Here is a 22,154-nt window from a genome sequence, read left to right on the forward strand (position 1 = left end):
GATGCCGGCCCTTGGCGCTGCATTTCAGGTGTCCGCAGCGGCCCCTTCGGCGACCGCGAGGGCTTTTATCCGTTCGCTGGACAGCGCCGCGCACAACGTCGAACCGTTCGAGCACTGGTTGCTGGACGCCGTTCTGACCGAGTCCGACATCGACGATATCCTCTCGCTGCCCCAGGCAGCCCCGGCGGGTGCCGTGTTCGACGGAACGCGCGAATGCAACAACCAGCTGCGCTGGTACTTTTCGCCGGATCACCAGGCACGCCATCCGGTCTGCGCGCGCATCGCCCAGGCGTTTGCCGACCCACAGGTGATGCAGTCGATCGAACAGGCGACCGGCGCAAACCTCGCGAACACCCGGGCGCGGATCGAGTACTGCCAGGACATCGACGGCTTCTGGCTCGGGCCGCACACCGACATCTCCGTGAAGCGATTCACGATGATGGTTTACCTCTCCGACGACCCGCTGCTCGCCGATGCCGGCACGAGCCTCTACGACGGTTCGCCGGAACACCGCCACGTGTCCGACGTGCCCTACGGGCGCAACCTCGGCGCGATCTTCATCCCGGGCACCGACACCTGGCACGGCTTCGAGAAACGTCCCATCCGCGGTGTGCGCAAGTCGCTGATCGTCAACTATGTCGGGCCCGAATGGCGGGCCGTCAACGAGTTGAGCTGATCGCCCGCGAAGTAATCGCCGTGGCGGCTGGCGCTGCATCGCCCCACAGCGGCCCCACGGTCGGCTGGTGGATGACCCCCGGCAAGGCCGGACTCGACACCCAGGCACGCGGGCTGGCACAGGCCACGGGCCTGGCATTCGAGCACCGCGTCGTGCGGCCGCGTCCGCCGTGGTCCTGGTTTCCAGGCCACCTCACGCCCGGGGTTCTGCACTCGCTCGCCGCACACTCCGACCCCATCGAACCACCATGGCCCGAGGTGCTGATCACCTGCGGACGACGGGCGGTGCCGGTCGCCCTCGCGGTTCGAAAGGCGAGTCGGGGTCGCACGATGCTGGTGCATGTGCAGGACCCGCGCGTTCCCGTACGTCTGTTCGACCTCGTGATCCCGATGCAGCACGACGCGCTGCGCGGGCCGAACGTGTACCCGGTGACCGGCGCGTTGCACGATCTGACGCCGGAACGCCTCGCGGCGGCTGCGACACGCTTTCAGGCCGAGTTCGCCGATCTGCCGCGGCCGCTGGTCGCCGTGCTCGTGGGCGGGTCGAATACCAGTTACCAGCTTGGGCCGGGCGAAGTCCGGTCGCTCACTGCACTGCTGCACGCGACAGCGGCCGAACACCATGCCGGGTTCGTGGTGACCACCTCGCGACGCACCGGCCGCGCCAATGCGCAGCTGATCGAAAATCAGCTCGCCGACCTGCCGGCCCGGGTCTGGACCGGACGCGGTGAGAACCCCTATCGGGCCATGCTGGCGCTGGCCGATCACATCATCGTGACCAGCGACTCGGTATCTATGGTCTCCGAGGCCGCATCGACCGGCAAGCCGCTGCACGTGTTCGATCTGCCCGGCGGCGGTGGCCGGTTCGGCCGTTTTCACGCAGCGCTGCGCGAGCGCGGAATCACCCGGCCCTACACCGGATCGCTCGAGACCTGGCACTACCCCGCTCTGGATGACACCGCGCGCACCGCCCGGCTGGTGCTCGAACACCGGGCGGCCCGCGCGGTCGCGACACACGGATGAAACCGCTGCGTGTCCTGTTGCTGGCCGACGATCACCCCGGGCATTTTCATATTGCCGAGGGTGTCGTGGCGGCATTGGGAAAGATCGCGCCGGTACATCTGCAACGCATCGAGGTACGCCGCCGTTCCAGTGTGCCGGCGCGCGCGCTCGGCTGGATCGCCCCGCGCGCACCGGCCGCCAGCCTGCGAATCGCCTACCACCTCGGCGAACGGCCCGCCCGACCGGTCGACCTGATCGTTTCGGCTGGTGGAAACACGACCGGGGCGAATGTCGCCCTGCATCGGCTGCTTGGGGCGCCGAATGTGTTCTGCGGCACGGTCCGGCATTTCAGCCCCGCGGACTTCAGCCTGATCGTCACGCCCTATCGGCGCTTCGCTCCACTCCAGAATCATCTGCTGGCACCCAAGATCGGGCCGCTGGACGCCGACCGACTCGGGCGTCCGCTCGTGGTCGATAGATTTGGACGGGAGAACCTGCCGCAGCGGCTGGGGCTGCTGATCGGCGGAGACTCGGGCCGGTTTCGTTATGCCGGGTTCGACTGGCAGCGACTGCTGAAACTGGTTCGGGAACTGCACCGCACCTGGGGCTGCCGCTGGTGGATCAGCACGTCCCGACGCACCCCGGACTCGGTCGCGGACGCACTCGCGACCATGGCTCGTGAAGAGGATTGCATCGAACGGCTGATCGACTATCGATTCGCGGGGTCCGGCACACTGGCGGAACTCTACGCCGCCGTCGACGCGGCGATCTGTACCGCGGATTCATCCAGCATGCTGTCCGAGGCAATCGGTGTACGGCTGCCAGTCATCACGGTGACGCCCGACACCGCAAGCTACAAGGCGGATGAAGCCGAATATCGCGAATATCTCACCGAACAGGGCTGGTTCCGCAATGTCCCGCTGTTGCGGGCTACACCGGAAGCGCTCGCCGACGCGTTTGCGACGATCAGTCCGCTCGCGCTGAGCCCATTGCAGCAACTCGCCGAACAGCTCGCACAACGGCTTGCCCCACTTGGCCTGTTCGTGGCCGGCGGACCACCCGGTCAGCGAACCGGTCATTCAGCAACGCGATACTAGGGCCTGTTCACACTACGCCTGACGCAGCGTTGCTGCCCCAAAATGTGTCAGGCAAGGCGCGAGGAGAAAAGTTTAGTGAGTCTAAATGAACGACGAGCAACGCCGCATGACGCATTTTGGGGCGCAACCCGAAGGGACGGGGCCGTTTTTCCGCCCAACTTTGTTGCTGCTCGCATATGTACGTCAAGTACACCGCGCTCACAGCGCCTTGTTGGCCAAAAAAACGGCCGCCGTCGCTGCGATAGGCGTAGTGTGAACAGGCCCTAGCCGCCGGCTAAAACGTGTAACCGAACAACTCGATCTCGCGCGCGTACCAGTTGCCGATCTGCACACGCGTCTGATCGGTGTAGTAGCCACGGTAGTCGTCGCTGTTACGGGTCGACACATTGGTGCGCGGCAGTTCGACCTGACCCTCGAGCGCCAGCGTCGACAGCACCCGCGAAAAATCCGCAGCCAGTGATTCGTATCGTCCGATGAAATCCAGCGCGATTTCGCCGTCGATGCTGTAGAGCGCGAAGTTGTCGACCCAGGCGCGCTTGCGATCGGCCAGGAAGGCGTCAAAACCCGGCCTGGTGCGAGCACTCTTCGTCTTGTAGTGATACCAGGAGACCTGCCGATCCCACGGATTGCGCTCGAAACTGAACTTGAAGTATTCGTTCCAGATCCGCTCGCCGAGATAGGCCCGAACCCGCCAGGCCGGCATGTGTTCGTAATATCCGACGCTCGGGTGATAGCGACGCTCGGGTCGACCGAGAATCCGCCGCCATACCGACCGACGTGGCACCAGCGGATGTTCGAGGCGCCAGTTCTGCGCGCGCTGCCCGGGCCGCTCGGCCATGCGCTCGCGCGAGGCGGGCGTGATGATGTCGCGCTCGCCGCACACGGGCGCCAGCGCGGCCTCGACGCTCGTGGAGGCCGTCTTGAACGTCTTGATGTAGATGAAGCGGTGTTCGTGCGAGACGATCACGCGTTCACATCGGCACGGACGCGGGGACGAATTCCCGATCGAATGGAGGCTGGGGCCGGAATCGAACCGACGTACACGGCTTTGCAGGCCGCTGCATAACCACTCTGCCACCCAGCCGCGGGCGCGTAGAACGCAGCGGGTGGGCGCGGCCCTGAGCCGCCCGGCGCCGCCGCTGATCAAGCGTCGCGCGCGACCCGACGGGGCCAGCGGCGATCACGAAGGGGAAACTGGAGCGGGAAACGAGACTCGAACTCGCGACCCCAACCTTGGCAAGGTTGTGCTCTACCAACTGAGCTATTCCCGCGCGGAAGCGGAATTCTTCTTGAACGCCGGGTCGCTGTCAAGACGCTCGCGCCGGGATTCAGCCTGAACCGTCGGCCAGGCGGCGCGCAGATAGCTCACCATGGACCACAGCGTCAGCGCCACGGCGACGTAGAGGGTGACGATGCCGATCTGCATGGTCGGCAGCCCGAACAGGGGCGCCTGATACAGCAGGGCCGTGATTGCGATCATCTGCAGGACGGTCTTGATCTTGCCGATCGGCGAGACCGCGACCCGCGCACGGGAGCCGAGCTCCGCCATCCACTCGCGCAGCGCCGACACCGTGATCTCGCGCCCGATGATCACCGCGGCCGGCACCGCGATCCACGGACTCGGATGGGCCTGGACGATCAGCACCAGGGCAACCGCGACAATGAGCTTGTCGGCCACCGGATCGAGAAACGCACCAAACGAAGACGTCTGGTTCCAGCGCCGCGCCAGATAACCGTCCAGCCAGTCGGTGATCGCAGCGAGCACGAACACCAGCGCGGCGAACCCGTGCGCCCAGCGCAGTGGCGCATAGAACACGGCCACCAGCACCACGATGGATGCGATGCGCGCGAGCGTCAGGAGAATCGGGGCATTCAGGGACATCGATGCAGCCGGCATCGCTCAAAGCCTGATCATACCGCTGCGCCGACCGACCGCGCGACGCACCGGGTTTCATGTATGAAATGTTTCGTAAATTCGTTCCGCCAGGGCTCGATTGATGCCCGGCACCTGCGCGAGCTGCTCGATGCTCGCCTCGCGGACCTCGCGCAATCCGCCGAGGGTTCGCAGCAGCGCCTGGCGACGTTTCGGTCCGAGGCCCTCGATCGCCTCCAGCGGCGATTGCGTGCGGGTGCGCTGGCGACGTGCCCGGTGCCCGGCGATCGCGAAGCGATGCGCCTCGTCGCGCAGGTGCTGCAACAGGCGCCGCCCGGGCGCGTCCGGTTCGATATCCAGGTCCTCGCCTTCCGCGTCCACGATCCGGTCCAAGGCCGCGCGCCGGCCCTCGCCCTTGACCACGCCCAACAACCGCTCCGTGTCGATATCGACCTCGGCGAGCGCCTCGCGCGCGACCCGCAGCTGCCCCTTCCCGCCATCGACGATGATCAGGTCCGGCACGAAGCGCTCCGGCCCTGGTCGGTAGCGCCGGCGCAGGGCCTGACCGAGCGCAGCGTAATCGTCGCCGGGCGTGATGTCGCGGATGTTGAAGCGCCGATAGCGCGCCGGCGCCGGCCCGTCGCGGTCGAAGACCACGCACGAAGCCACCGTGCCCTCCCCGCCCGTGTGGCTGACGTCGAAACATTCGAGCGTCCCGGGCCGCTCCGACAACCCGAGCGCCAGCGCGAGGTCCGCAATCCGGGCGCCGACGGTCTCGCGATCCCCCAGTCGCGCGTCGAGCGCCGTCTCGGCATTCTGTTCGGCAAGTTCCATCCAGCGGCGCCGTTCCCCGCGCTGCGGGCGTTCGATGCGCACCCGCCGCCCGACTCGTTCAGTGAACGCGGATTCGAGCAGCAGTGCCTCTTCGGGCTTCGGATCGGTCAGGATCAGCGGCGGCGGATCATGCTCGACGTAGTGCTGTGCCAGAAACGCCGCCAGAACCTCGGCGGCGTCGGCGTCCGGCGGCAGGTGCGGAAAAAAGCTCCGTTGCCCCAGGTTCAGGCCGTTGCGCACCAGAAACAGCGAAACGCAGGCGATGCCGTTGCGCGCCCGGCAGGCGACGACGTCCACGTCGCCGTTGCCGCGACTGACGTACTGTCGCGCCATGACCTGGCGCAGCGCCGCGATGCGGTCACGCACCCGCGCGGCGTGCTCGAAATCCAGGCGCGTGGACGCGCGCTCCATCTCGCCGCCGAGTTCCTCGATCAGGGCGTTCGAGCGCCCACGCAGAAACAGCTCGGCATGCCGCACATCGCGCGCGTAGCCGGTCTCGTCGATCCGGCCGACGCACGGCGCCGTGCACCGCCCGATCTGGTGCTGAAGACAGGGCCGCGAGCGGGTACGGAAGAAACCGTCCTCGCACTGGCGCACCGGGATCAGCTTCTGCATCAGGCGCAGCGTCATCCGCACCGCGCTGGCACTCGCATAGGGGCCGAAATAGCGGCCCGCGCCGCGCGCGCCGCGATGCAGTGCCAGGCGCGGGAACGGATGCCCGCTCAGATGAATGTACGGATAGCTCTTGTCGTCGCGAAGCTGGACGTTGTAGCGCGGCTTGTACTGCTTGATCAGCTGGTTTTCGAGCAGCAGCGCCTCGGCGCCAGTGTTGGTGACCGTGACCTCGATGCGGGCGATCTGCGCAACCATGCTCAGGATGCGGGCGTTCGCGGCACGCCGGAAGTAGCTCGACACGCGCTTGCGCAGATTGCGCGCCTTGCCGACATAGAGCAGCTGGTCGGACGCGTCGTACATGCGGTAAACCCCGGGACGCTGCGTGAGACCGCGCAGGAACCGGTCTGGGTCAAAGGCGGCTGCTTGCACATTCGACATCGGCTGATGATAGCCCGCGCGCCTGTGGCTACGAGACCCGGCCGGGAGCCGGGTCAAATCCCCCGTGTCCGAGTCTGCGATAATCCGGCCCCTTCTCCGTTCCATCCGAACCTGCATGCCGACCCAGACCACGCCGTCCGACGTGGAACGCGCTGAACCATCACACAGCGCTGCCGCCACCGTGCTCGAGGCACTTGAGCGTGTGATCTCGAAGCACGGAGACCGGATTGCCATCACCGACACGGTGCGGCAGCTGAGCTACCGGGACCTGTGGGCGCAATCGGGCGAACTGGCGATGCGGCTGGTTTCAGCCGGTGTCATGTCGGGTGACCGGGTCGGCATTCTCCTGCCGCGCTCGGCCGCGGTCATTGTGTCGATCGTCGCCATCTGGCGCGCTGGCGCAGCCTATGTCCCGATCGATCCGGAGTATCCGGCGCAACGCATTGGCTTCATGATCAGCGACGCACAGCTGCGCACGGTGATCGTCGACCAGACCACGGCCGCGCATGCGGCCGTTTCAGACGTCGTCAGCTTGCCGCTCGAAGGATCAACGCCCACGGTGCTGTCGGACGAACTCCCACAAGCCCCGGCTCCCCAGTCAACTGCCTATCTGATCTATACGTCGGGATCTACCGGCCGTCCCAAGGCTGTCGAGATCACCCATGCCAATCTGGCCCGGCTGTTTGCGAGCGCGACGCCCTACTTCCAGTTTGGAGCCGAGGACGTTTTCTCGCTGTTTCACTCTTTCTCGTTTGACGTATCGGTCTGGGAAATCTGGGCGGCTTTGATACACGCGGCACGACTTGTGGTCGTCGACTTCGCCACCAGTCGAGACCCCCGCGCACTTGCCAGACTTTTCGAACACGAACGAGTCTCCGTTGCGAGCCAGACGCCATCAGCGTTCTACCCGGTCGCCGAACTGGACGCGCGAGAGCCGCGCAACTTCGCGCTGCGCTATCTGATCTTTGCGGGTGAAGCGCTGGACGTCCCGCGGCTGCGGCCATGGCTCGAACGCCACGGGGAAAACCGGCCCGAGCTCATCAACATGTACGGCCCGACCGAAGCCACCGTTTATGCAACCTATCGGCGGATCCGCCTGGCGGATTGCTCCAATCCGGAAAGTGTCATTGGCCATCCCCTGCCCGATCTCGAGTTTCTGCTCGCTGACGAACACGGCGCAGTCCTTTCCGGGCAAGCCGAAGCCGAGGCCTGGATCGTGGGTCCGGGGCTCGCACGCGGATACTGGAATCGTCCCGACCTGACAGCCGAACGTTTCCCGACGCTGCCCGACGGCCGGCGGGCCTACCGCACGGGTGATCGGATGCGTCGTCTGGACAATGGCGAGCTCGTGTTTCTCGGCAGACTCGATCACCAGATCAAATTGCGCGGCTACCGGATCGAGCTTGGCGAAATCGAGGTCCGTCTGGAAGAACACCCGCAGGTAGATCGAGCCGTTGTGATGATGCGGGAGGACCGGCCCGGAGACCGGCGGCTGGTGGCTTACTGGACCGGGTCCGGCTCAGCCACGAGCGCGGACGAAAACGAGCTTCGCGAACACCTGCGCACGCGCCTGCCTGAATACATGGTCCCGGCACATTTCGTCCGGCTCGACTCGTTTCCGCTGAATCCGAATGCCAAGCTGGATCGAGCCGCGCTGCCGCTTCCCGAAGGGAACGCGGAATCATTGCCCGCGACGCGGGCGGGGGAACATCACGACGAACTCGCGGCCATCTGGCGGGAGGTGCTGGGCAGCGCGCCACAAAGCGATGTCACATTCTTTAGTCAGGGCGGCAATTCGCTGTTGGTGATGCAACTGATTGCGCGTGTGGAACAACAGCTTTGCGTCGAGCTTTCGATTGCGCGCTTCTTTGGGGATCCGACGCTAGCCGGACTGCAATCCATGGTCGAACGCGCGCGGGCTGGCGCCGGCCCGACACGGGTCCGCGCAAGCACGCCTCGTCCCGCTCGGATTCCAATGTCCTTCGCGCAACAGCGCGCCTGGTATGTGCAGCATCTCGATCCGGACAACCGCGCGTACCGCTTTCCGGCCCGGATCGACCTCGCCGGTCCGCTGGACATCCCCGCCCTGCACGCCGCGCTGAATCGCATCATTCAACGTCACGAAATATTTCGCACCACGTTCGAGACCATCGACGGAGAACCAAGTCAGATCATCCACCCGGCCGAACCGATCCAACTCGAGCCAACCGCCGTTTCAGAGTCCGAACTGAACGCGGTGATCCACAACGAAATCGGTCGCCCGATTGACCTCGCCCGCCTGCCCGTCATCCGCTGGCATCTATACCGTCTGGCGCCCGAGCGCCATGTGCTGCTGCACATCGAACATCATCTCATTCACGACGGCTGGTCGTTCGCGCGTTTTCTGCACGAACTGATCGGTTTCTATCGCGAATACACGGGCGGGCCCGCTTCCGGTTTCGACCTGCCTCCCACCCAGTTTGCCGACTACGCGCTGGGCGAACGCGAATGGCTCGAAACACCGGCGGCAAAGCGCGAGCTCGAGTACTGGCGGTTACGACTCGCGGGGGCGCCCGGCGATGTCAGCTTTCCTCTGGATCGTCCAAGAACGTCCGTGCAGACGTTTGAGGGCGACATGTTGCGGATCCGCATCCCCGACACGCTTGCCGATTCCCTGCGGAGAACATCATCTGCGCACGGAACCACGCTGTTCATGACCATGCTCTCCGCGTTTGTGGTTCTGCTCGCCCGCCACACCAACCGGCGCGACCTGGTGATCGGTTCGGGACTCGCGAACCGTCGGCATCGCAGCGATGAGTCCGTGCTGGGCATGCTGGTCAACAATGTCGCGCTCCGTTTCGAACTCGATGAAGACATGCAGTTTTTCCAACTGCTCGAGGCGGTTAGTGACTGCGCGCTGGAAGCCTACGACCACCAGTCGATTCCGTTTGATCGCGTAGTTGCGGAGGTGGATCCGAACCGGGACGCCGCCCGCAATCCGCTGTTCCAGACGATGTTCAGTTTCCATGATTCGGCGCTGCCGGACATGCAGGTCGAAAAACTGCAAATCGATCTTGAAGAACTCACTGGAAACACCTCGGCAAAGTTCGATCTGAACATCATCTGCATACCGCGCGCCGAACAGCACTATCGCGATCGTCGCGACATCACGATGCTGTGGGAATTCAACACGGCACTGTACGACCGCGAAACCATACAGGCACTGTTCGACCGTTACCTGCGCCTGCTCGATGCGGCCATCGCAACACCGGAGGCGAAACTCGCCGATCTGGCGCTGCTGACCGGACAGGATCAACGACGCAACAGCGCGCTGGTCGAAACCACCCGCGCGTACGACGACACGCCACTGGCCGCGCGGTTCGCGGCGCAGGCAGCACGGACCCCTCGCGCAGCATGTCTGATCGACAACGAGATCACGCTGGATTACGCGACGGTCGATGCGCGATCCAATGCGCTTGCGCACAAGCTGGTTGCGCTCGAGGTTAAGCCTGGAGATTACGTCGGCATCTGCGCCGGTCGCTCGATCGAAACCGTGATCGCCATTATCGCGGTGCTCAAGTGCGGTGCCGCGTGGGTGCCGCTCGATCCACGCAACCCGGAACCGCGGCTCGGAGATTTATGTGCAGCGGCCGGCATCCGGCTGGTGCTGAGCGAAATGCCCCTCACGATCGCCGACCTGCGTGTCGTAGCGTTGGCGCAACTCGGCACGGACGAACTTGCCGCGCTGCCCCCCGCACAGGCGGCTGCCGCATCCCCGCAATCGATTGCCTACGTCATGTTCACCTCGGGCTCGACCGGCAAACCCAAGGGCGTTTGCGTGCCGCAGCGCGCGATCTCGCGACTTGTCAGCGCGCAGGACTATGTGCACTTCGGTCCCGATGAACGGTTCATGCTGCTCGCACCGCTGGATTTCGACGCAACCACTTTTGAACTCTGGGGCGCGCTGCTGCACGGTGCCGCATGCGTGATCCACAAGCCCGCTGTTCCGGAACTCAAGGAGGTCGGCGCCGCAATCCTGCGCCACGGCGTTACGACCCTGTGGCTGACCTCGTCGCTGTTCAACCTGGTCGTCGATACAGACCCACAGCTGCTGCGCCCCCTGCGCCAACTCCTGACCGGCGGAGAGGCCCTGTCCGTGCGGCACGTCCGACGTGCGCGTGCCGCGCTTCCGGCGCTTCGGCTGGTCAACGGCTATGGCCCGACCGAGTCGACCACCTTCGCATGCTGCCATGTCGTCGGTGATGTGCCGGATGGCGCGCGATCGATTCCGATCGGCCGACCGCTGAACAACACGCGGATTCGACTGCTCGATTCCGACCTGCGCGAGGTCCCGCCCGGGGCGGTCGGCGAACTCTGCATCGGCGGCGACGGTCTGGCGCGAGGCTATCTCGATGATCCGGCTCGTACGGCCAGCGCGTTTGTCGATGATCCCGTCGCGCCCGGCCAGCGACTCTATCGAACGGGCGATCTCGCGCGGCTGCAAAACGACGGCACGCTGGATTTCGTCGGCCGTCTTGACGAGCAGCTCAAGATCCGCGGTTTCCGGATTGAACCCGGAGAGATCGAAGCCACCCTGGAACGCCATCCCGACGTGGATCGCGCCATCGTGCGCCGCGCCACCGACACGGCGCTTGGCTGCTGGTTCGTGCCGGCGAACGGAAAGACCGTGACGGGCGACCAGCTTGCGGAGTATCTCCAGTCGAGGCTCCCGCGACACATGGTGCCGACGCTCTGGGCACCGCTGCTTGCCGTGCCCCTGACACCGAACGGCAAGCTCGATCCAGCGCAACTGCCGGCACCGGTATCGTCCGGCCACGGTGTCACGTCCGCGCCTGACGAACCCTGGCTGGAAACCGTGCTGTCGATCTGGAACGCCCTGCTTGGGATCGACAACACAGGCGCTGACGATGACTTCTTCGAGCTTGGTGGCCATTCGCTCCTAGCCATGCGGCTCCTCGCGACCGTGCGCCAGCGCTTCGATCGTGACCTGCCGCTCGCAGATTTCCTGCGACGCCCGACCCCGCGCGCACTGGCCGTTCAGATTGCCGCCGCTCCGACCGGCTCGCCCTGGTCGCCGATCGTACCCATGCAGGCCGTCAGCGGTCCCGCGCCGATTGTGTTCGTGCCAGGTGGCAGTGGCGGACAGATCGAACTTGAACGCGTGCACCGCCCACTGGTCGACGCACTGGGACCGGATCAGCCGTTCTACGGCGTACGGGTTCCCGGCTCGGATGGCGACCGCTACCGGACAGACCTCGCTGAAGTGGCGCGCGAGGTCAACCAACATCTCGACGGATTTGAACAATCCGCCGAAATTGTCCTGGTCGGATTTTGTATCGGTGGAGCGCTCGCCTACGAGATCGCCCATCAGCGCGAAATCGCCGGGCGGCCGGTCGCGCGCCTCGTGCTGGTCGACTATCGGCCGCAGCCGTGGCACCGCTGCCTGCGCGCCAGACTCGATCTGCTTCGCCTGCGGCTCAATCGCCTCGGCCGCATCGCGCGCTATTACCTCCGCCGTGCAAGCACGTCGTTGGTCAAAGCGTCACCATCCCGCTCATCGGCACCGGCCCCGGCGCCAGCAGGCAAGCCGGTCCAGCATGTCGGACTGCGCGCGGTGGACTGGTTCGATCACATCCGCATCGCACGCTGTTACCGGAACCTGCCGCTCGGCACGCCGGTGTCGATCATCCTTTCGGATTCATTCGATGCCGATGCGACCAGGACTCTGTGGGAGCAGACCACTGGCCACGAGGTCGAGACCTGGTCGCTGCCCGGTGACCATGACACCGCGGCGCGACGCTACAACCACGAATTCGCGGCCGTTCTGAAAGCGCTCTGCGCCCGCGCGTCCGGGAACGATCCGGGCGTCGACTGACGCCCTGCTCCAGCTACTCGAACTCGCGAGCCCGACGGCGCGCCGCTTCCGCGCCACGCCCGTCACCCCGCGCCTCGCGCGCGGCGGCGATCAGCCTCCAGCCCTGCGCAAGACTGGCGCGATCCGACCCCGCCAGCGCGTTCGCCTTCGCGGCAAACTGCTCGGCGCGCTCGGCGTAACCCTGTTCGAGGCGCAGCGAGGCAAGCTCCAGCCACAGACCGGCGTCATTCGGGGCGATGCCGAGCGCGCGTTCGAGCACCGAAGCGGCGGATTCCAGTCGGCCGGCCGCGCGTTCCGAGCGCGCCCTAACGTAGAGAGCCTGTGCCGCCGGCGTGCGGGCTGGCTTGGTCTCGACCGGCCGTACCGGCGCAACGGCCGCGGGCTCGCCCGGTCCATCGTCGCCCGGAGCGGGCCCATCCACCGGGCCCGGACCGCTGGTGCAACCCGCCAGCACGATCGCCAGCGCAAGCAAGGGCCAAGGGCTGTTTCGTCTCATGGATCACCCCGATCGCCGGCGCCGAACAGACCGCCGAACCAGTCGCGCACGGATTCGAACGTTCCGCCGTTTTCATTGCCACAGTTCAGGCGGTCGGGAAACCGGCTGCCGCTGAGGAACGGCAACCGGGTCGCATCGTCGCAACCCGCGGGTGTGCCCGCGGCTGCATCTAGATCGACCCAGTGCCACTCGATCCCGACCGGTTCGGCCAGCGCCAAGGGCTGCGGTTCGAGTCGTGTCATGAGATCCAGCCATAGCGGCAGCGCCGCACTGGCGCCGCCCAGATGAATCGGTGCGTTGTCGTCACGACCGACCCACGCCACCGCGACCAGGTCGCCGGTAAACCCCGCGAACCAGCTGTCGCGCAGATCGTCGGTGGTGCCGGTCTTGCCGGCCGCGTCGATGCCGGGCAGGCGTGCGGCAACGGCACCCGCCGTACCCTCGCGGGCGACCGCCTGCAGGGCCGTGTCAATCAGATACACGGCCGGCGCCGAAACCCCCTGCTCGACCTGCAGGGCAAAACGCTCCAGCGGCTTTCCATCGGCATCGACGACCGCGGTGATCGTCCGCGGCGGCGCATGAAAGCCGCCGTTGGCGAGCGTCTGGTAGATCGTTGCGACCTCGAGCGGCGACATCTCGACCGCGCCGAGCAGTAAGGACGGATACGCCGGCGGCCGGCGCGTGAGCCCGAGTTCCATGAGCGTGTCGACCACCGCATCCACGCCGACGTCGAGTCCGAGCCGCGCGGTCGCACCGTTCAGGGATTGCGCGAGGGCCTGGATCAGCGGCACCGGGCCGTGCCACTGGTGATCGGCGTTCGCGGGCGCCCAGACGCTGCCATTCGGCATGGCCAGTTCCACCGGGCCGTCCTCGATGCGCGTCGCAAGCGTGTAGTGGTCCGGACGGCGCAAGGCCGTGAGGTACACCGCGGGCTTGATCAGCGAGCCGATCGGGCGACGCGCCTCCAGCGCACGGTTGAAGCCGGCCGCGTCCGGCGAACGGTCGCCGACCATCGCGAGGATCTCGCCGGTCGCCGGCTGCATGACGACCACCGCCGCCTGGAGATCGGCGACCGACGGTGAGCGTTCCAGCCGGGCCAGCCGACTGGTGGCCGCGGTCTGCGCCGCCGCCTGCACGCGCGGGTCAAAGGTGGTGAAGATTCGCAGGCCCTTCGAGCGCAGATCGGCCTCGCGGTACTGTGTCGCGAGCTGCTGGCGCACCAGGTCCACGAACGCCGGCGCGGTGGCCGTGGACCCGGCCCTCGGCTGCACACCGAGCCCGCGCGCACGAATGGCCGCCAGCGCCGCCGGCTCCAGCCGGCCCAGCTCCACGAGCTGGGCGGCGATACGATCGCGCCGGGCGCGGGCGCGATCCGGATGTCGACGCGGGTTGTAATAAGACGCGCCGCGCACCAACGCGGTCAGGGTCAGCAGTTCCGACGGACCCAGCTGATCGAGCGCGCGGCCGAAGTAGAACCGCGACGCCAGGCCAAAACCGTGGATGGCGCGGCGACCGTCCTGCCCCAGATAGACCTCGTTGAGATACGCCTCGAGGATCTCGTCCTTGCTGTAGTGCAGCTCCAGCAGCACGGCCATGACCGCCTCGTTGGCCTTGCGCCAGAGCGTGCGGCCATCGTCGAGATACAGGTTCTTGACGAGCTGCTGGGTCAGCGTGCTGCCGCCCTGCACCACGTGGCCGGCGCGCAGGTTGGCCCAGGCCGCGCGGGCGATGGCGCCGAAATCGAGCCCGAAGTGACCGCGAAAATCCCGGTCCTCGGAGGCGATCAGCGCGTCGATCAGCAGCTGCGGCACCGCCCCGAGCGCAACCAGTTCGCGGTCCTCGCCGGCAAGCGGGATGATCGACGCGATGACCGGCGGATCGACCCGCGCGATCGGGATCTCGTCCCCGGCGGCATCGCGCAGGCTCGTGACCCGTCCGCCGTCGAACCCGACCCGCACGTGCAGCGCGGGTTCGGGCCCGTCCCAGTACTCGAACGGCCGCAGATGCACTTCGACCCGATCGCCGTCCGAGCGGAAACGACCCGGCCCGGCGTGCGGTGGGCCCGGCGTGTAGCCGGCATCGCGCAGGGCCGTGACCAGGGCCTCGGAACCGAGCCGCTGGCCGACGAACAATTCCAGCGGTCGGGCGTGCACCCGGGCCGGCAGGGCCCAGCGCTGGCCCTCGAACCGGTGGCGCACCTGTAGATCGAGGATCACGGTCCACAGCAGACCCAGTGCCAGGCCGAGCAGCAGGCCGTTGCGAATCCAGCGCCCGGCTCGAGACCGGCGAGTCGCCGGCCGACCGGCGACTTTCGACCGTTTCGGTGCCGAGCGGGCTCGGCTGCGTTTGGGCGCGGTCTTGCGCGGGACAGGGCGTCTTTTCGCGGTCACTCGGGGAATCGGAACAGGAACGGGTCGGGAACTTAATCAGTATTTTGTAATATAATGATCGAATCTCCGCGCGCCGGGCAATCGACCATGGGTCAGACCCTCGAACATCTCGCGCCGCCACCGCGTTTTTCGCGGCTGCGCATGCGAATGCTGATCCTGCTCGGCAGCATCGCAATCGTGCTCGCGAACTCCTACAGCCTGTTGATCACCAATCACGGACTGTTGCTCTCGCACATCTTCCCCGAACTGCATTTCTTCGACCGCGTGCTGCCCGAGACCTGGGCGACCTTCATGTTCGCGACCGTGCTGCAGCTGGGCATCATGGTGCTCTATTTCACGGTCGCGGTTGCACGCGCGGGTCACAAAAGCTACGTGCTGCCGTTTCTGATCGTGCTGGTGGCGATTTCGTTCTATTTCGGCTACCTGTCCGTGCACTCGAACGCACGTGGCGCGGCGTACGTCAGCGCGATCGAGCAGCGGATCGACGGCGCCGAATCGGCGATCCAGGGCGAACTCGACCACATGGCCGCGGACGTCGGCGCCACCCTGCAAAGCTACCGTGCGCTGGCCGAGGACGCACGCAAGGGCCAGGACAAGTCCGGTCTCGCCGGCTGCGGTCCGATCTGTCAGGGCTATTACGAGGCCAAGGACCGCGTCGCCCGCAGCTTTTCGCACCTGCTCGAACCGCCGCACGCCAGCATCGCGAGCCGCGAGGCCGCCGTCGAACAGCGCTGGGCCACGCTCGGGCGCCTGTACGCCGGCTATCGCGAGCGGCGGGCCGAATACAGCCGCTTCCTCGCCTCTGAACAGCGACCCGACGAGCGCGACGCAGCGGCCGCATCGATCGACACCGAAGTCGCCGCGCTCGACCGCATCTTCGAGACCGGCCGCACCGACCGGCTGAGCCTGACCTCCGACAGCCTCGGCGCCATCCGCCAGGATCGCGAGGTCATGGTCAGCGCGCTGATCTCCATCCTGCCCGATGTGATCAACCTCGCCATGGCGCTGGCCCTGATCGCATTGCGTCGGACCATCGCGCCTAGGCTGCCCAAATCACGGCTGCCGCGCCGGCGCCAGCCCCCGCAGCTCGCGCCGCTGCGCCAGGAACCGTTTCTTTCGCCGCTGCCGGCGCTGGAATCACCCGAGGTCATGCGCGCGCGCAACGCCGCGCGCTGAGAAACCGGATCGACCCGGTCAGGTCCGCAGCGGCGCCGGCCGCTGGCGGATCAGCCACTTGCGGTAGTCGGCCAGGATCAGCGCATGGTCGAAGGCGAGCGGCACATCCACGGCCAGCGGATCGAGCACGCGCACGGCGCGCGCGTCGTCGGCGGCCACCGGCGCACCCGTGGCATCGGCGATATAGACGGCACTGACCGTGTGGCCGCGCGGGTCGCGATCCGGCGCCGAGTACACGCCGAGCAGCACGACCAGCGTCACATTGAGCCCGGTCTCCTCACGGGCCTCGCGAATCGCCGCCTGCTCCACCCGCTCGCCGACATCGACGAACCCACCGGGCAGCGCCCAGCCGGGCGGCGGATTGCGCCGCTCGATCAGCACGACCGGCAACCCGGGGCGATCGACCAGGCGAATGATCGTGTCGACCGTCAGCGGCGGTGTGACAGGCGCAGGCAAAGTTGTCGGGCGCGAGGTCTAGCGCTGAGGCAGCAGGCTGTACTGAATGGAAGTCTGGTTGCCGAGTCCGCGGGCCAGCGAAACCTGCACTTCCAGCGTCCAGCCCGAGCGTGTGAAGCGCATGTGCCGGAGCTCCGGATTCTGCGCGACAAGCCCTCCGCTCCAGCCGGCCCCCTCCAGCAGGCGCAGCGTTTCCTCGCCGACCGCGGGTACCGGATCGGACGTGACATAGATCGCGATCGCGTCCTGCTCGAACATCGCGTTCGCGCCTGCGTAACGCGGCAGGCTCGGCACATGCGGCGCTGTACCGGCGGGCTGAGCCGCAAGCTTCGCGATTGTCGCCGTGGCCGGAGCGGCCGGTGACGCATCGCCGTCCACCGCACCATGACGCTTCAGCAGGGCCTCCAGATCCGTCTGGCCGGTATCACGGGCGAAACCGAGCGGTGTCTGGCCGTCGGAGCGCGGCCGGTTCGCATCCGCACCCGCTTCCAGAAAGGCCTCCACCAGATCCGGCCGCCCCTCGTTCATGATCGAAAACAGCAGGGGTTCGTCGAACCGGTCGGTGATGTTCGGATCGGCACCGGCCTTGAACAACTGCCTGGCCAATGCCAGGTCGGCCACGGCTTCGTGCAGCGGACGGCGTCCCGACTCGTTCGCAACATTCGGGTCCGCGCCGGCTTCCAGGAGCATCTTCAGCAGCTGGGCGTCCTGATTCTCGATCGCGAACAGCAATGGCGTGGAATACGGGCTGCCCTGATTCAGGTCCACACCGTGCTTCGCGAGCAGCGCGACGATCTCATTCCTGCGCTCCCCGAAATTCTGTAACGTCTTGAACAGGGGCGACAGGCCATCGGCGTCCTTTGCGTTGAAATCCGCGCCCGCATCCAGAACCGCGGCAACGATCGCGGGGTCATCCGTCTCGACGGCCAGATGGGCCAGCGTGCGGCCGTACACGTCGGCCCCCTGCGTGCTCGCACCCGAATCCAGCAGCAGCTTCACCACGTCTTTTTTCTGCGTCTCGACGGCACGCATCACGGGCGTGTGACCGATCGCATCCACGGCATTCGGGTTCGCGCCAGCCGCGAGCAGCTCGCGCACGGCATTGACATTGCCGCTTTGCGCGGCCCAGCCGAGCATGCTGCGCTGGTTCTGCTGGTGATTGGCGTTCGCACCCTTCTTGATCAGCGCCTCGACCTCGCCGCGATTGCTGAAAATCGCCGCCCGATACAGCCTGTCGTCCACCTCCGCGGCGCCAGCGACTGCCGTCTTGGCCAGCAACAGCACGGCCATGGCATTCATGATTTTCCGCATGGTTTTACTCCCGCTTTCCCGGTGGGTGATCCTGAAGCTCAACGCCTCGAAAAGGAGCGATGTTCGTCAACGATCGCGCGAATCTCGCCGAATCCGTCCGGCTGCCTCGACTCCAGCAAGGCCAGAAACTCTACCGCGTCGAACCCGTCGTAGTCCTTTTCGGGACGGTCGATTTTGACGGCCAGGTTCGCACCGGCCGCGAGCAATGCATTCAGGTAACGCGGATTGCGATACAGGATCGCCTCATGCACGGGCGCCATCCCATCGGTCAGCGCGTTCACGTCTTCTCCGCGCGACACGAAATGCGCCAGCAGCGCATAACCGCGTTCCGCCGACTCCGGACTGCCCGCATCCAGCGTGCGCCCCACCCAGCCCACCAGCGGCTTCCCACACAGCCCAAGTGTCTCTGACAACTTCGAGCAACGGTCATACGGATAGGCGAAGGACTTCAGCATCCAGACCGCCAGGTCGGGACTCACCAGAAGCCCATGTTCGCTGTACGGATTGCGGCTGACCTGATCAGGTTCGAGTGTGGCGAGTACGACCAGCCCGTAGGCGTCCGATGCCCATTTCCACGTGCGTGCGCCGGACGGCATCAGGCTGAGCAAGAAAACGAGGACGACGGCAACCGCCAGCTTCTTTTTCATCGGCCGGCTATCGTGACGTAAAACAAAGACCCGTCACGACCGGTGGACAGCAACGCGGATCACCGCCCCGCCGCGAAGTCGTCGCGCGCGCGGTCCAGATCGCGTTCGGCACGGCGCAGGTCATCACGCGCATCGTTGCGATCACGATCGAGCTTGCGAAGATCGGAGCGAATGTCGCGGCGCTCGTCCTCGTGTTTCGGATCGTCCTTGCGGCGAATTTTGTCGAGGCGCTGTTCGAGCTGCGAGATGCGCTGATCGATGTCGTCGATCTTCTTGTTCGCCTCGTACACCCCGTAAGCGGCGGCGTGATAGCGCCGGAACTGACGGTCGATCTTCGGCGGGCAGACACCGTGATAGGTCTTGCCGGCCAGCCCCACGTCAAAGGCGTTTTCCAACCGGCAGTAGTCGACCAGACCGACCCGCCGTCCGTCCTCGTAGCGTGCGCGATCCGGACGGATGCCGAAGTCGGCACAGGCCTTCGCGTGTTCCTCGACTCGCGAGGCGGCCCAGCCGGCACTGCCGTCACGGATGCCGAGGTCGTACCAATCCACGGTGCGGCACTCACCCTCGTCGAGCGTCGCGCAGCCGTTTGCGAGTAGCACCATGCAGAGTAGTGCCGTCAGGTTTCGAATGTTCATGGGCGCAGTCTATAACGCACCGGTGCTGCGTAGTCCATCCGCGATGGACTCCGCCATGCGGGCGTAGCCGGCCGCGTTCGGGTGCACGGGGTCGGATTTCAGGCGCGCATCGCGAAGGATTTCCACTAGCGTTGAAGTATCGACGGGTACCTCGAATTCCTCGCCCAGACGCTCGTACAGCGGATCGGTGGAAAGCAGCAGTCCGGGGCGCGGAACCGCGACGAGATACACCCCGATCGAACGCTGCTGTGCTTCGTTCAGCATCCTGCGCAAGTTGGCTTCGGTCTGGCTGGCCGGCACACCGCGCAGGAAATCGTTGCCGCCTTCGAGCAGGATCACCAGTTCTGGCCGATGCTCGTCCAGTGCGTCCGCGAATCGCTTCGCGCCGCCGGCCGTGGTCTCGCCGGGCACGCCCGCGGCGCGCACGTCCAGACCGGTCGCGGCCCGCAGTGCATCGGGATAGCCTCTGCCGGCCGGCGCGCCGGTGCCCGCCGTCAGGCTGTCACCGAATGCGAGCACGCGCGCACCGGGTTCGAGTGGCTCAAACGGCGCATCGCCACCGCAGCCGGTCAGCCACAGGACCACGCCGAGCGCCGCGGACCTCAGGCGCCCGCCAGCGCGATGTCCTCCGCCCAACGCCGCAGTGCGGCCAGAAATGCCCTGATTCCACATGCCGCGCGGATCATACCCCGAACACTCCAAACGCCACGTAGGCCACGATCAGCGCCGGAATCGAACTCAACACCGTCGCGCGCCAGGCCGCGCGCGGATCCATCGCGATGGCCGGAAACAGCGCGTCGCCGTCGTTGGCGATGGCGTTGCCGAGCTGTGCGGACAACGGCACGACGCCGGAGAGGTACAGCGAGGTCACCACGATCTGCGGCCCACAGCCCGGCACGAAACCCACGAGCACGGCGATCAACGGCACGAGCGGCGCCCAGACCGTGAACCATGCGCCGAGATCGATCCCCGTCCACGCGACGATCAGCTCGTAGCCCGCGAACGCGGCGATGACCCAGGCGGTGACGAACGCGGTCTGATCCAGCGTCCGGTCGACGAGCGCCTTCGATGTCGCGCCCGTTCCGGTGCAGCCGGGAGACTCGCGGTAACCGTTGCGCGCCCAAAGCATGAGCGCGAGCGCACCGCCGACAAACCCGAGCATGCCGGTCACGGGCGCGCCAAGAACTGCATCCACGTCGATCTGAAAGGCACCGGCCACGCCCACCACCAGCCCAGGCACCAGCAACCATGCGCCAAAGCGGTAGAAAGCCGGTGCCGACTTGAGCGCACACCCGGATTCACAGCCGCTGGCTCCTCCACGATCCCGGCGTGGCGGATGCACCGCCGGTAAACGTTCGACAAACCAGCCGCTCAGCAATCCCACCACGATTCCGAGTACGAACACGCCGAGCCCCGTCATCGGCTCGCGGGCAAGCAGCAGAAAGGCCGCATCGCCCATGGTTGCGGTCAGGGTTGCCACCACCGCGCCGAAGCCGATGCGGCCCGAGACGTACTGCGTCACGACCAGGATCGACCCGCCACAGCCCGGCAGCGCGCCGAGCAACGCGGCGGCCGGCACCTGAAGAGCCTTGCGTCGCATCATCACGTCGCCGAGATCGACGCCGAAGGCACGTTCGGCGCCATAGAACAGCAGCAGGGTCGCGGCCACGAAGACGCTGACCGACAGGTAGGCGTCGCTGATTGCGCCGACCAGAATCTGCGCCGTCCCGGGCGCCGCAAGCGCGAGAAGCGCGACCAGAAACCCAACGCTCAACCAGCCGACCGGCCGCGTGCCGGCATCGAGCCCGATTGCCGTCGCACGCCGTACAGCCAGAACCGCTGTCGTCATCGTCGTTCTCCCAAGTGCCGGGCCATGCCCTGATCGTCACTCTATGAGAACGCTTCTTATTTATGAAATGAATTGTTTCTAAGCCAGCGATAGGCCGCGACTAAGCGTGACCAACCCTTCAGACTGACCGGCAAGCAAAAACCGGGCGAACGCCCGAAACACCCCAGGCCGCATGGGATACGTGGTATTTTCCGTCCATCGAAGGTCGATGGACCGTGTGTAATGACGACTAACCGGTGCAATGCCGGGCTAAAGCCTCGGGATCTTCAACCCGGCTATGTCTCGGCCGAGCCGAGCCGTTGCGCCAACCCTGCCCTTCGGCGGGAGTTGATGCACACCATTGGTGCAGATGGCCGCATATTACGAATATCGTGCCGGCACAATATTGCCGATATTGTGCCAGCTGCATAATCTGCTGTTAGAAGCAGAACAGGTCTTGCGCGCTGCGCAAAAAGGGTATAATTAATATACCTATGTGCACCTTCGAATTCGATGAGCGGAAGAGCAACAGCAATCGGCGCAAACACGGCATTGATTTCGTGGAGGCCCAGGCGCTTTGGAATGATCCCTATCTCATTGAAATCCCAGCGTTAACGTCCGATGAGGAGCGTTTCCTGGTAATTGGCAAGATCGAAGGAAAGCATTGGTCGGCGGTAATTACGCCCCGAGATGGCAACATCCGAATAATTTCGGTACGCCGTTCGCGGGTTGAAGAGGTGGCGATTTATGAAGGCTAAAAGCTTCGATTCAAAGTTCGAGAAAGGTGAAGATGTCACCGATGC

At 65.9% G+C, this 22,154-nt stretch carries 18 protein-coding genes and 2 tRNA genes; 7 read left to right on the forward strand and 13 right to left on the reverse strand.

Going from position 1 to position 22,154, the window contains the following annotated elements; genetic code table 11:
- Position 1 precedes the first annotated feature (1 nt).
- The 4 genes from KDG50_12345 to KDG50_12360 all read left to right on the forward strand — a co-directional run bounded on the left by KDG50_12345 (position 2) and on the right by KDG50_12360 (position 3,030).
- Positions 2-676, forward strand: a complete 675-nt coding sequence (locus KDG50_12345; GenBank protein ID MCB1866207.1) for a 2OG-Fe(II) oxygenase — start codon at positions 2-4, stop codon at positions 674-676.
- Positions 649-1,698 carry a mitochondrial fission ELM1 family protein gene (locus tag KDG50_12350; GenBank protein MCB1866208.1) on the forward strand — a complete coding sequence of 350 codons (1,050 nt, stop codon included), beginning with the start codon at positions 649-651 and terminating at the stop codon, positions 1,696-1,698. Before KDG50_12345 ends, KDG50_12350 begins: the two co-directional genes overlap by 28 nt.
- The gene (locus KDG50_12355) at positions 1,695-2,774 is read left to right on the forward strand and encodes a mitochondrial fission ELM1 family protein (protein ID MCB1866209.1); all 1,080 of its coding nucleotides are present in this window, start codon (positions 1,695-1,697) and stop codon (positions 2,772-2,774) included. The genes KDG50_12350 and KDG50_12355 overlap by 4 nt, the downstream gene beginning before the upstream one ends.
- 85 nt (positions 2,775-2,859) lie before the next feature.
- The gene (locus tag KDG50_12360; GenBank protein ID MCB1866210.1) at positions 2,860-3,030 is read left to right on the forward strand and encodes a hypothetical protein; all 171 of its coding nucleotides are present in this window, start codon (positions 2,860-2,862) and stop codon (positions 3,028-3,030) included.
- Positions 3,031-3,048: 18 nt separating this feature from the next.
- On the opposite strand, the gene KDG50_12365 is transcribed toward KDG50_12360, so the two are convergent.
- From KDG50_12365 to uvrC, 5 genes are all read right to left on the reverse strand, one after another.
- Positions 3,049-3,741: a sulfotransferase family 2 domain-containing protein gene (locus KDG50_12365; protein ID MCB1866211.1), complete on the reverse strand. Its 693-nt coding sequence runs from the start codon at positions 3,739-3,741 to the stop codon at positions 3,049-3,051.
- A 43-nt stretch (positions 3,742-3,784) separates the two neighbouring features.
- Positions 3,785-3,858, reverse strand: a tRNA-Cys gene (locus KDG50_12370).
- Between the two features lie 111 nt (positions 3,859-3,969).
- Positions 3,970-4,045 (reverse strand) — tRNA-Gly (locus tag KDG50_12375).
- Positions 4,036-4,656, reverse strand: a complete 621-nt coding sequence (gene pgsA, locus KDG50_12380) for a CDP-diacylglycerol--glycerol-3-phosphate 3-phosphatidyltransferase (protein ID MCB1866212.1) — start codon at positions 4,654-4,656, stop codon at positions 4,036-4,038. Before pgsA ends, KDG50_12375 begins: the two co-directional genes overlap by 10 nt.
- Positions 4,657-4,725: 69 nt before the next feature.
- The gene (gene uvrC, locus KDG50_12385; GenBank protein ID MCB1866213.1) at positions 4,726-6,534 is read right to left on the reverse strand and encodes an excinuclease ABC subunit UvrC; all 1,809 of its coding nucleotides are present in this window, start codon (positions 6,532-6,534) and stop codon (positions 4,726-4,728) included.
- Positions 6,535-6,649: 115 nt separating this feature from the next.
- On the opposite strand from uvrC, the gene KDG50_12390 reads away from it, so the two are divergent.
- Positions 6,650-12,409 carry an amino acid adenylation domain-containing protein gene (locus tag KDG50_12390; protein MCB1866214.1) on the forward strand — a complete coding sequence of 1,920 codons (5,760 nt, stop codon included), beginning with the start codon at positions 6,650-6,652 and terminating at the stop codon, positions 12,407-12,409.
- Positions 12,410-12,422: 13 nt separating this feature from the next.
- On the opposite strand, the gene KDG50_12395 is transcribed toward KDG50_12390, so the two are convergent.
- Together KDG50_12395 and mrcB are read right to left on the reverse strand one after the other, a co-directional pair.
- Positions 12,423-12,905, reverse strand: coding sequence for a tetratricopeptide repeat protein (locus tag KDG50_12395; GenBank protein ID MCB1866215.1), 483 nt, complete (start codon positions 12,903-12,905; stop codon positions 12,423-12,425).
- Positions 12,902-15,295 carry a penicillin-binding protein 1B gene (gene mrcB, locus KDG50_12400; GenBank protein MCB1866216.1) on the reverse strand — a complete coding sequence of 798 codons (2,394 nt, stop codon included), beginning with the start codon at positions 15,293-15,295 and terminating at the stop codon, positions 12,902-12,904. The genes KDG50_12395 and mrcB overlap by 4 nt, the downstream gene beginning before the upstream one ends.
- Before the next feature lie 87 nt (positions 15,296-15,382).
- Here mrcB and KDG50_12405 point away from each other — a divergent pair, with 87 nt between their 5' ends.
- Positions 15,383-16,471 carry a hypothetical protein gene (locus tag KDG50_12405; protein ID MCB1866217.1) on the forward strand — a complete coding sequence of 363 codons (1,089 nt, stop codon included), beginning with the start codon at positions 15,383-15,385 and terminating at the stop codon, positions 16,469-16,471.
- Positions 16,472-16,489: 18 nt separating this feature from the next.
- Here KDG50_12405 and KDG50_12410 read toward each other — a convergent pair whose 3' ends face one another.
- From KDG50_12410 to KDG50_12435, 6 genes are all read right to left on the reverse strand, one after another.
- Positions 16,490-16,927: an NUDIX hydrolase gene (locus KDG50_12410; GenBank protein ID MCB1866218.1), complete on the reverse strand. Its 438-nt coding sequence runs from the start codon at positions 16,925-16,927 to the stop codon at positions 16,490-16,492.
- An 18-nt stretch (positions 16,928-16,945) separates the two neighbouring features.
- Positions 16,946-18,238 (reverse strand): ankyrin repeat domain-containing protein, encoded by a 1,293-nt coding sequence (locus KDG50_12415; protein ID MCB1866219.1) that lies wholly within the window; start codon positions 18,236-18,238, stop codon positions 16,946-16,948.
- 38 nt (positions 18,239-18,276) lie between these two features.
- Positions 18,277-18,885 carry a hypothetical protein gene (locus KDG50_12420; protein ID MCB1866220.1) on the reverse strand — a complete coding sequence of 203 codons (609 nt, stop codon included), beginning with the start codon at positions 18,883-18,885 and terminating at the stop codon, positions 18,277-18,279.
- Between the two features lie 59 nt (positions 18,886-18,944).
- Positions 18,945-19,523, reverse strand: coding sequence for a DUF2799 domain-containing protein (locus tag KDG50_12425; protein MCB1866221.1), 579 nt, complete (start codon positions 19,521-19,523; stop codon positions 18,945-18,947).
- 9 nt (positions 19,524-19,532) lie between these two features.
- Positions 19,533-20,108, reverse strand: a complete 576-nt coding sequence (locus KDG50_12430) for an arylesterase (GenBank protein ID MCB1866222.1) — start codon at positions 20,106-20,108, stop codon at positions 19,533-19,535.
- A 97-nt stretch (positions 20,109-20,205) separates the two neighbouring features.
- Positions 20,206-21,372 carry an arsenic efflux protein gene (locus tag KDG50_12435; GenBank protein ID MCB1866223.1) on the reverse strand — a complete coding sequence of 389 codons (1,167 nt, stop codon included), beginning with the start codon at positions 21,370-21,372 and terminating at the stop codon, positions 20,206-20,208.
- Between the two features lie 473 nt (positions 21,373-21,845).
- Between KDG50_12435 and KDG50_12440 the strand changes: the two genes are divergently transcribed.
- Positions 21,846-22,109, forward strand: coding sequence for a BrnT family toxin (locus KDG50_12440; protein MCB1866224.1), 264 nt, complete (start codon positions 21,846-21,848; stop codon positions 22,107-22,109).
- The last annotated feature ends 45 nt before the right edge of the window (positions 22,110-22,154 follow it).

The organism is Chromatiales bacterium (assembly GCA_020445605.1).
Classification (GTDB): domain Bacteria; phylum Pseudomonadota; class Gammaproteobacteria; order JAGRGH01; family JAGRGH01; genus JAGRGH01.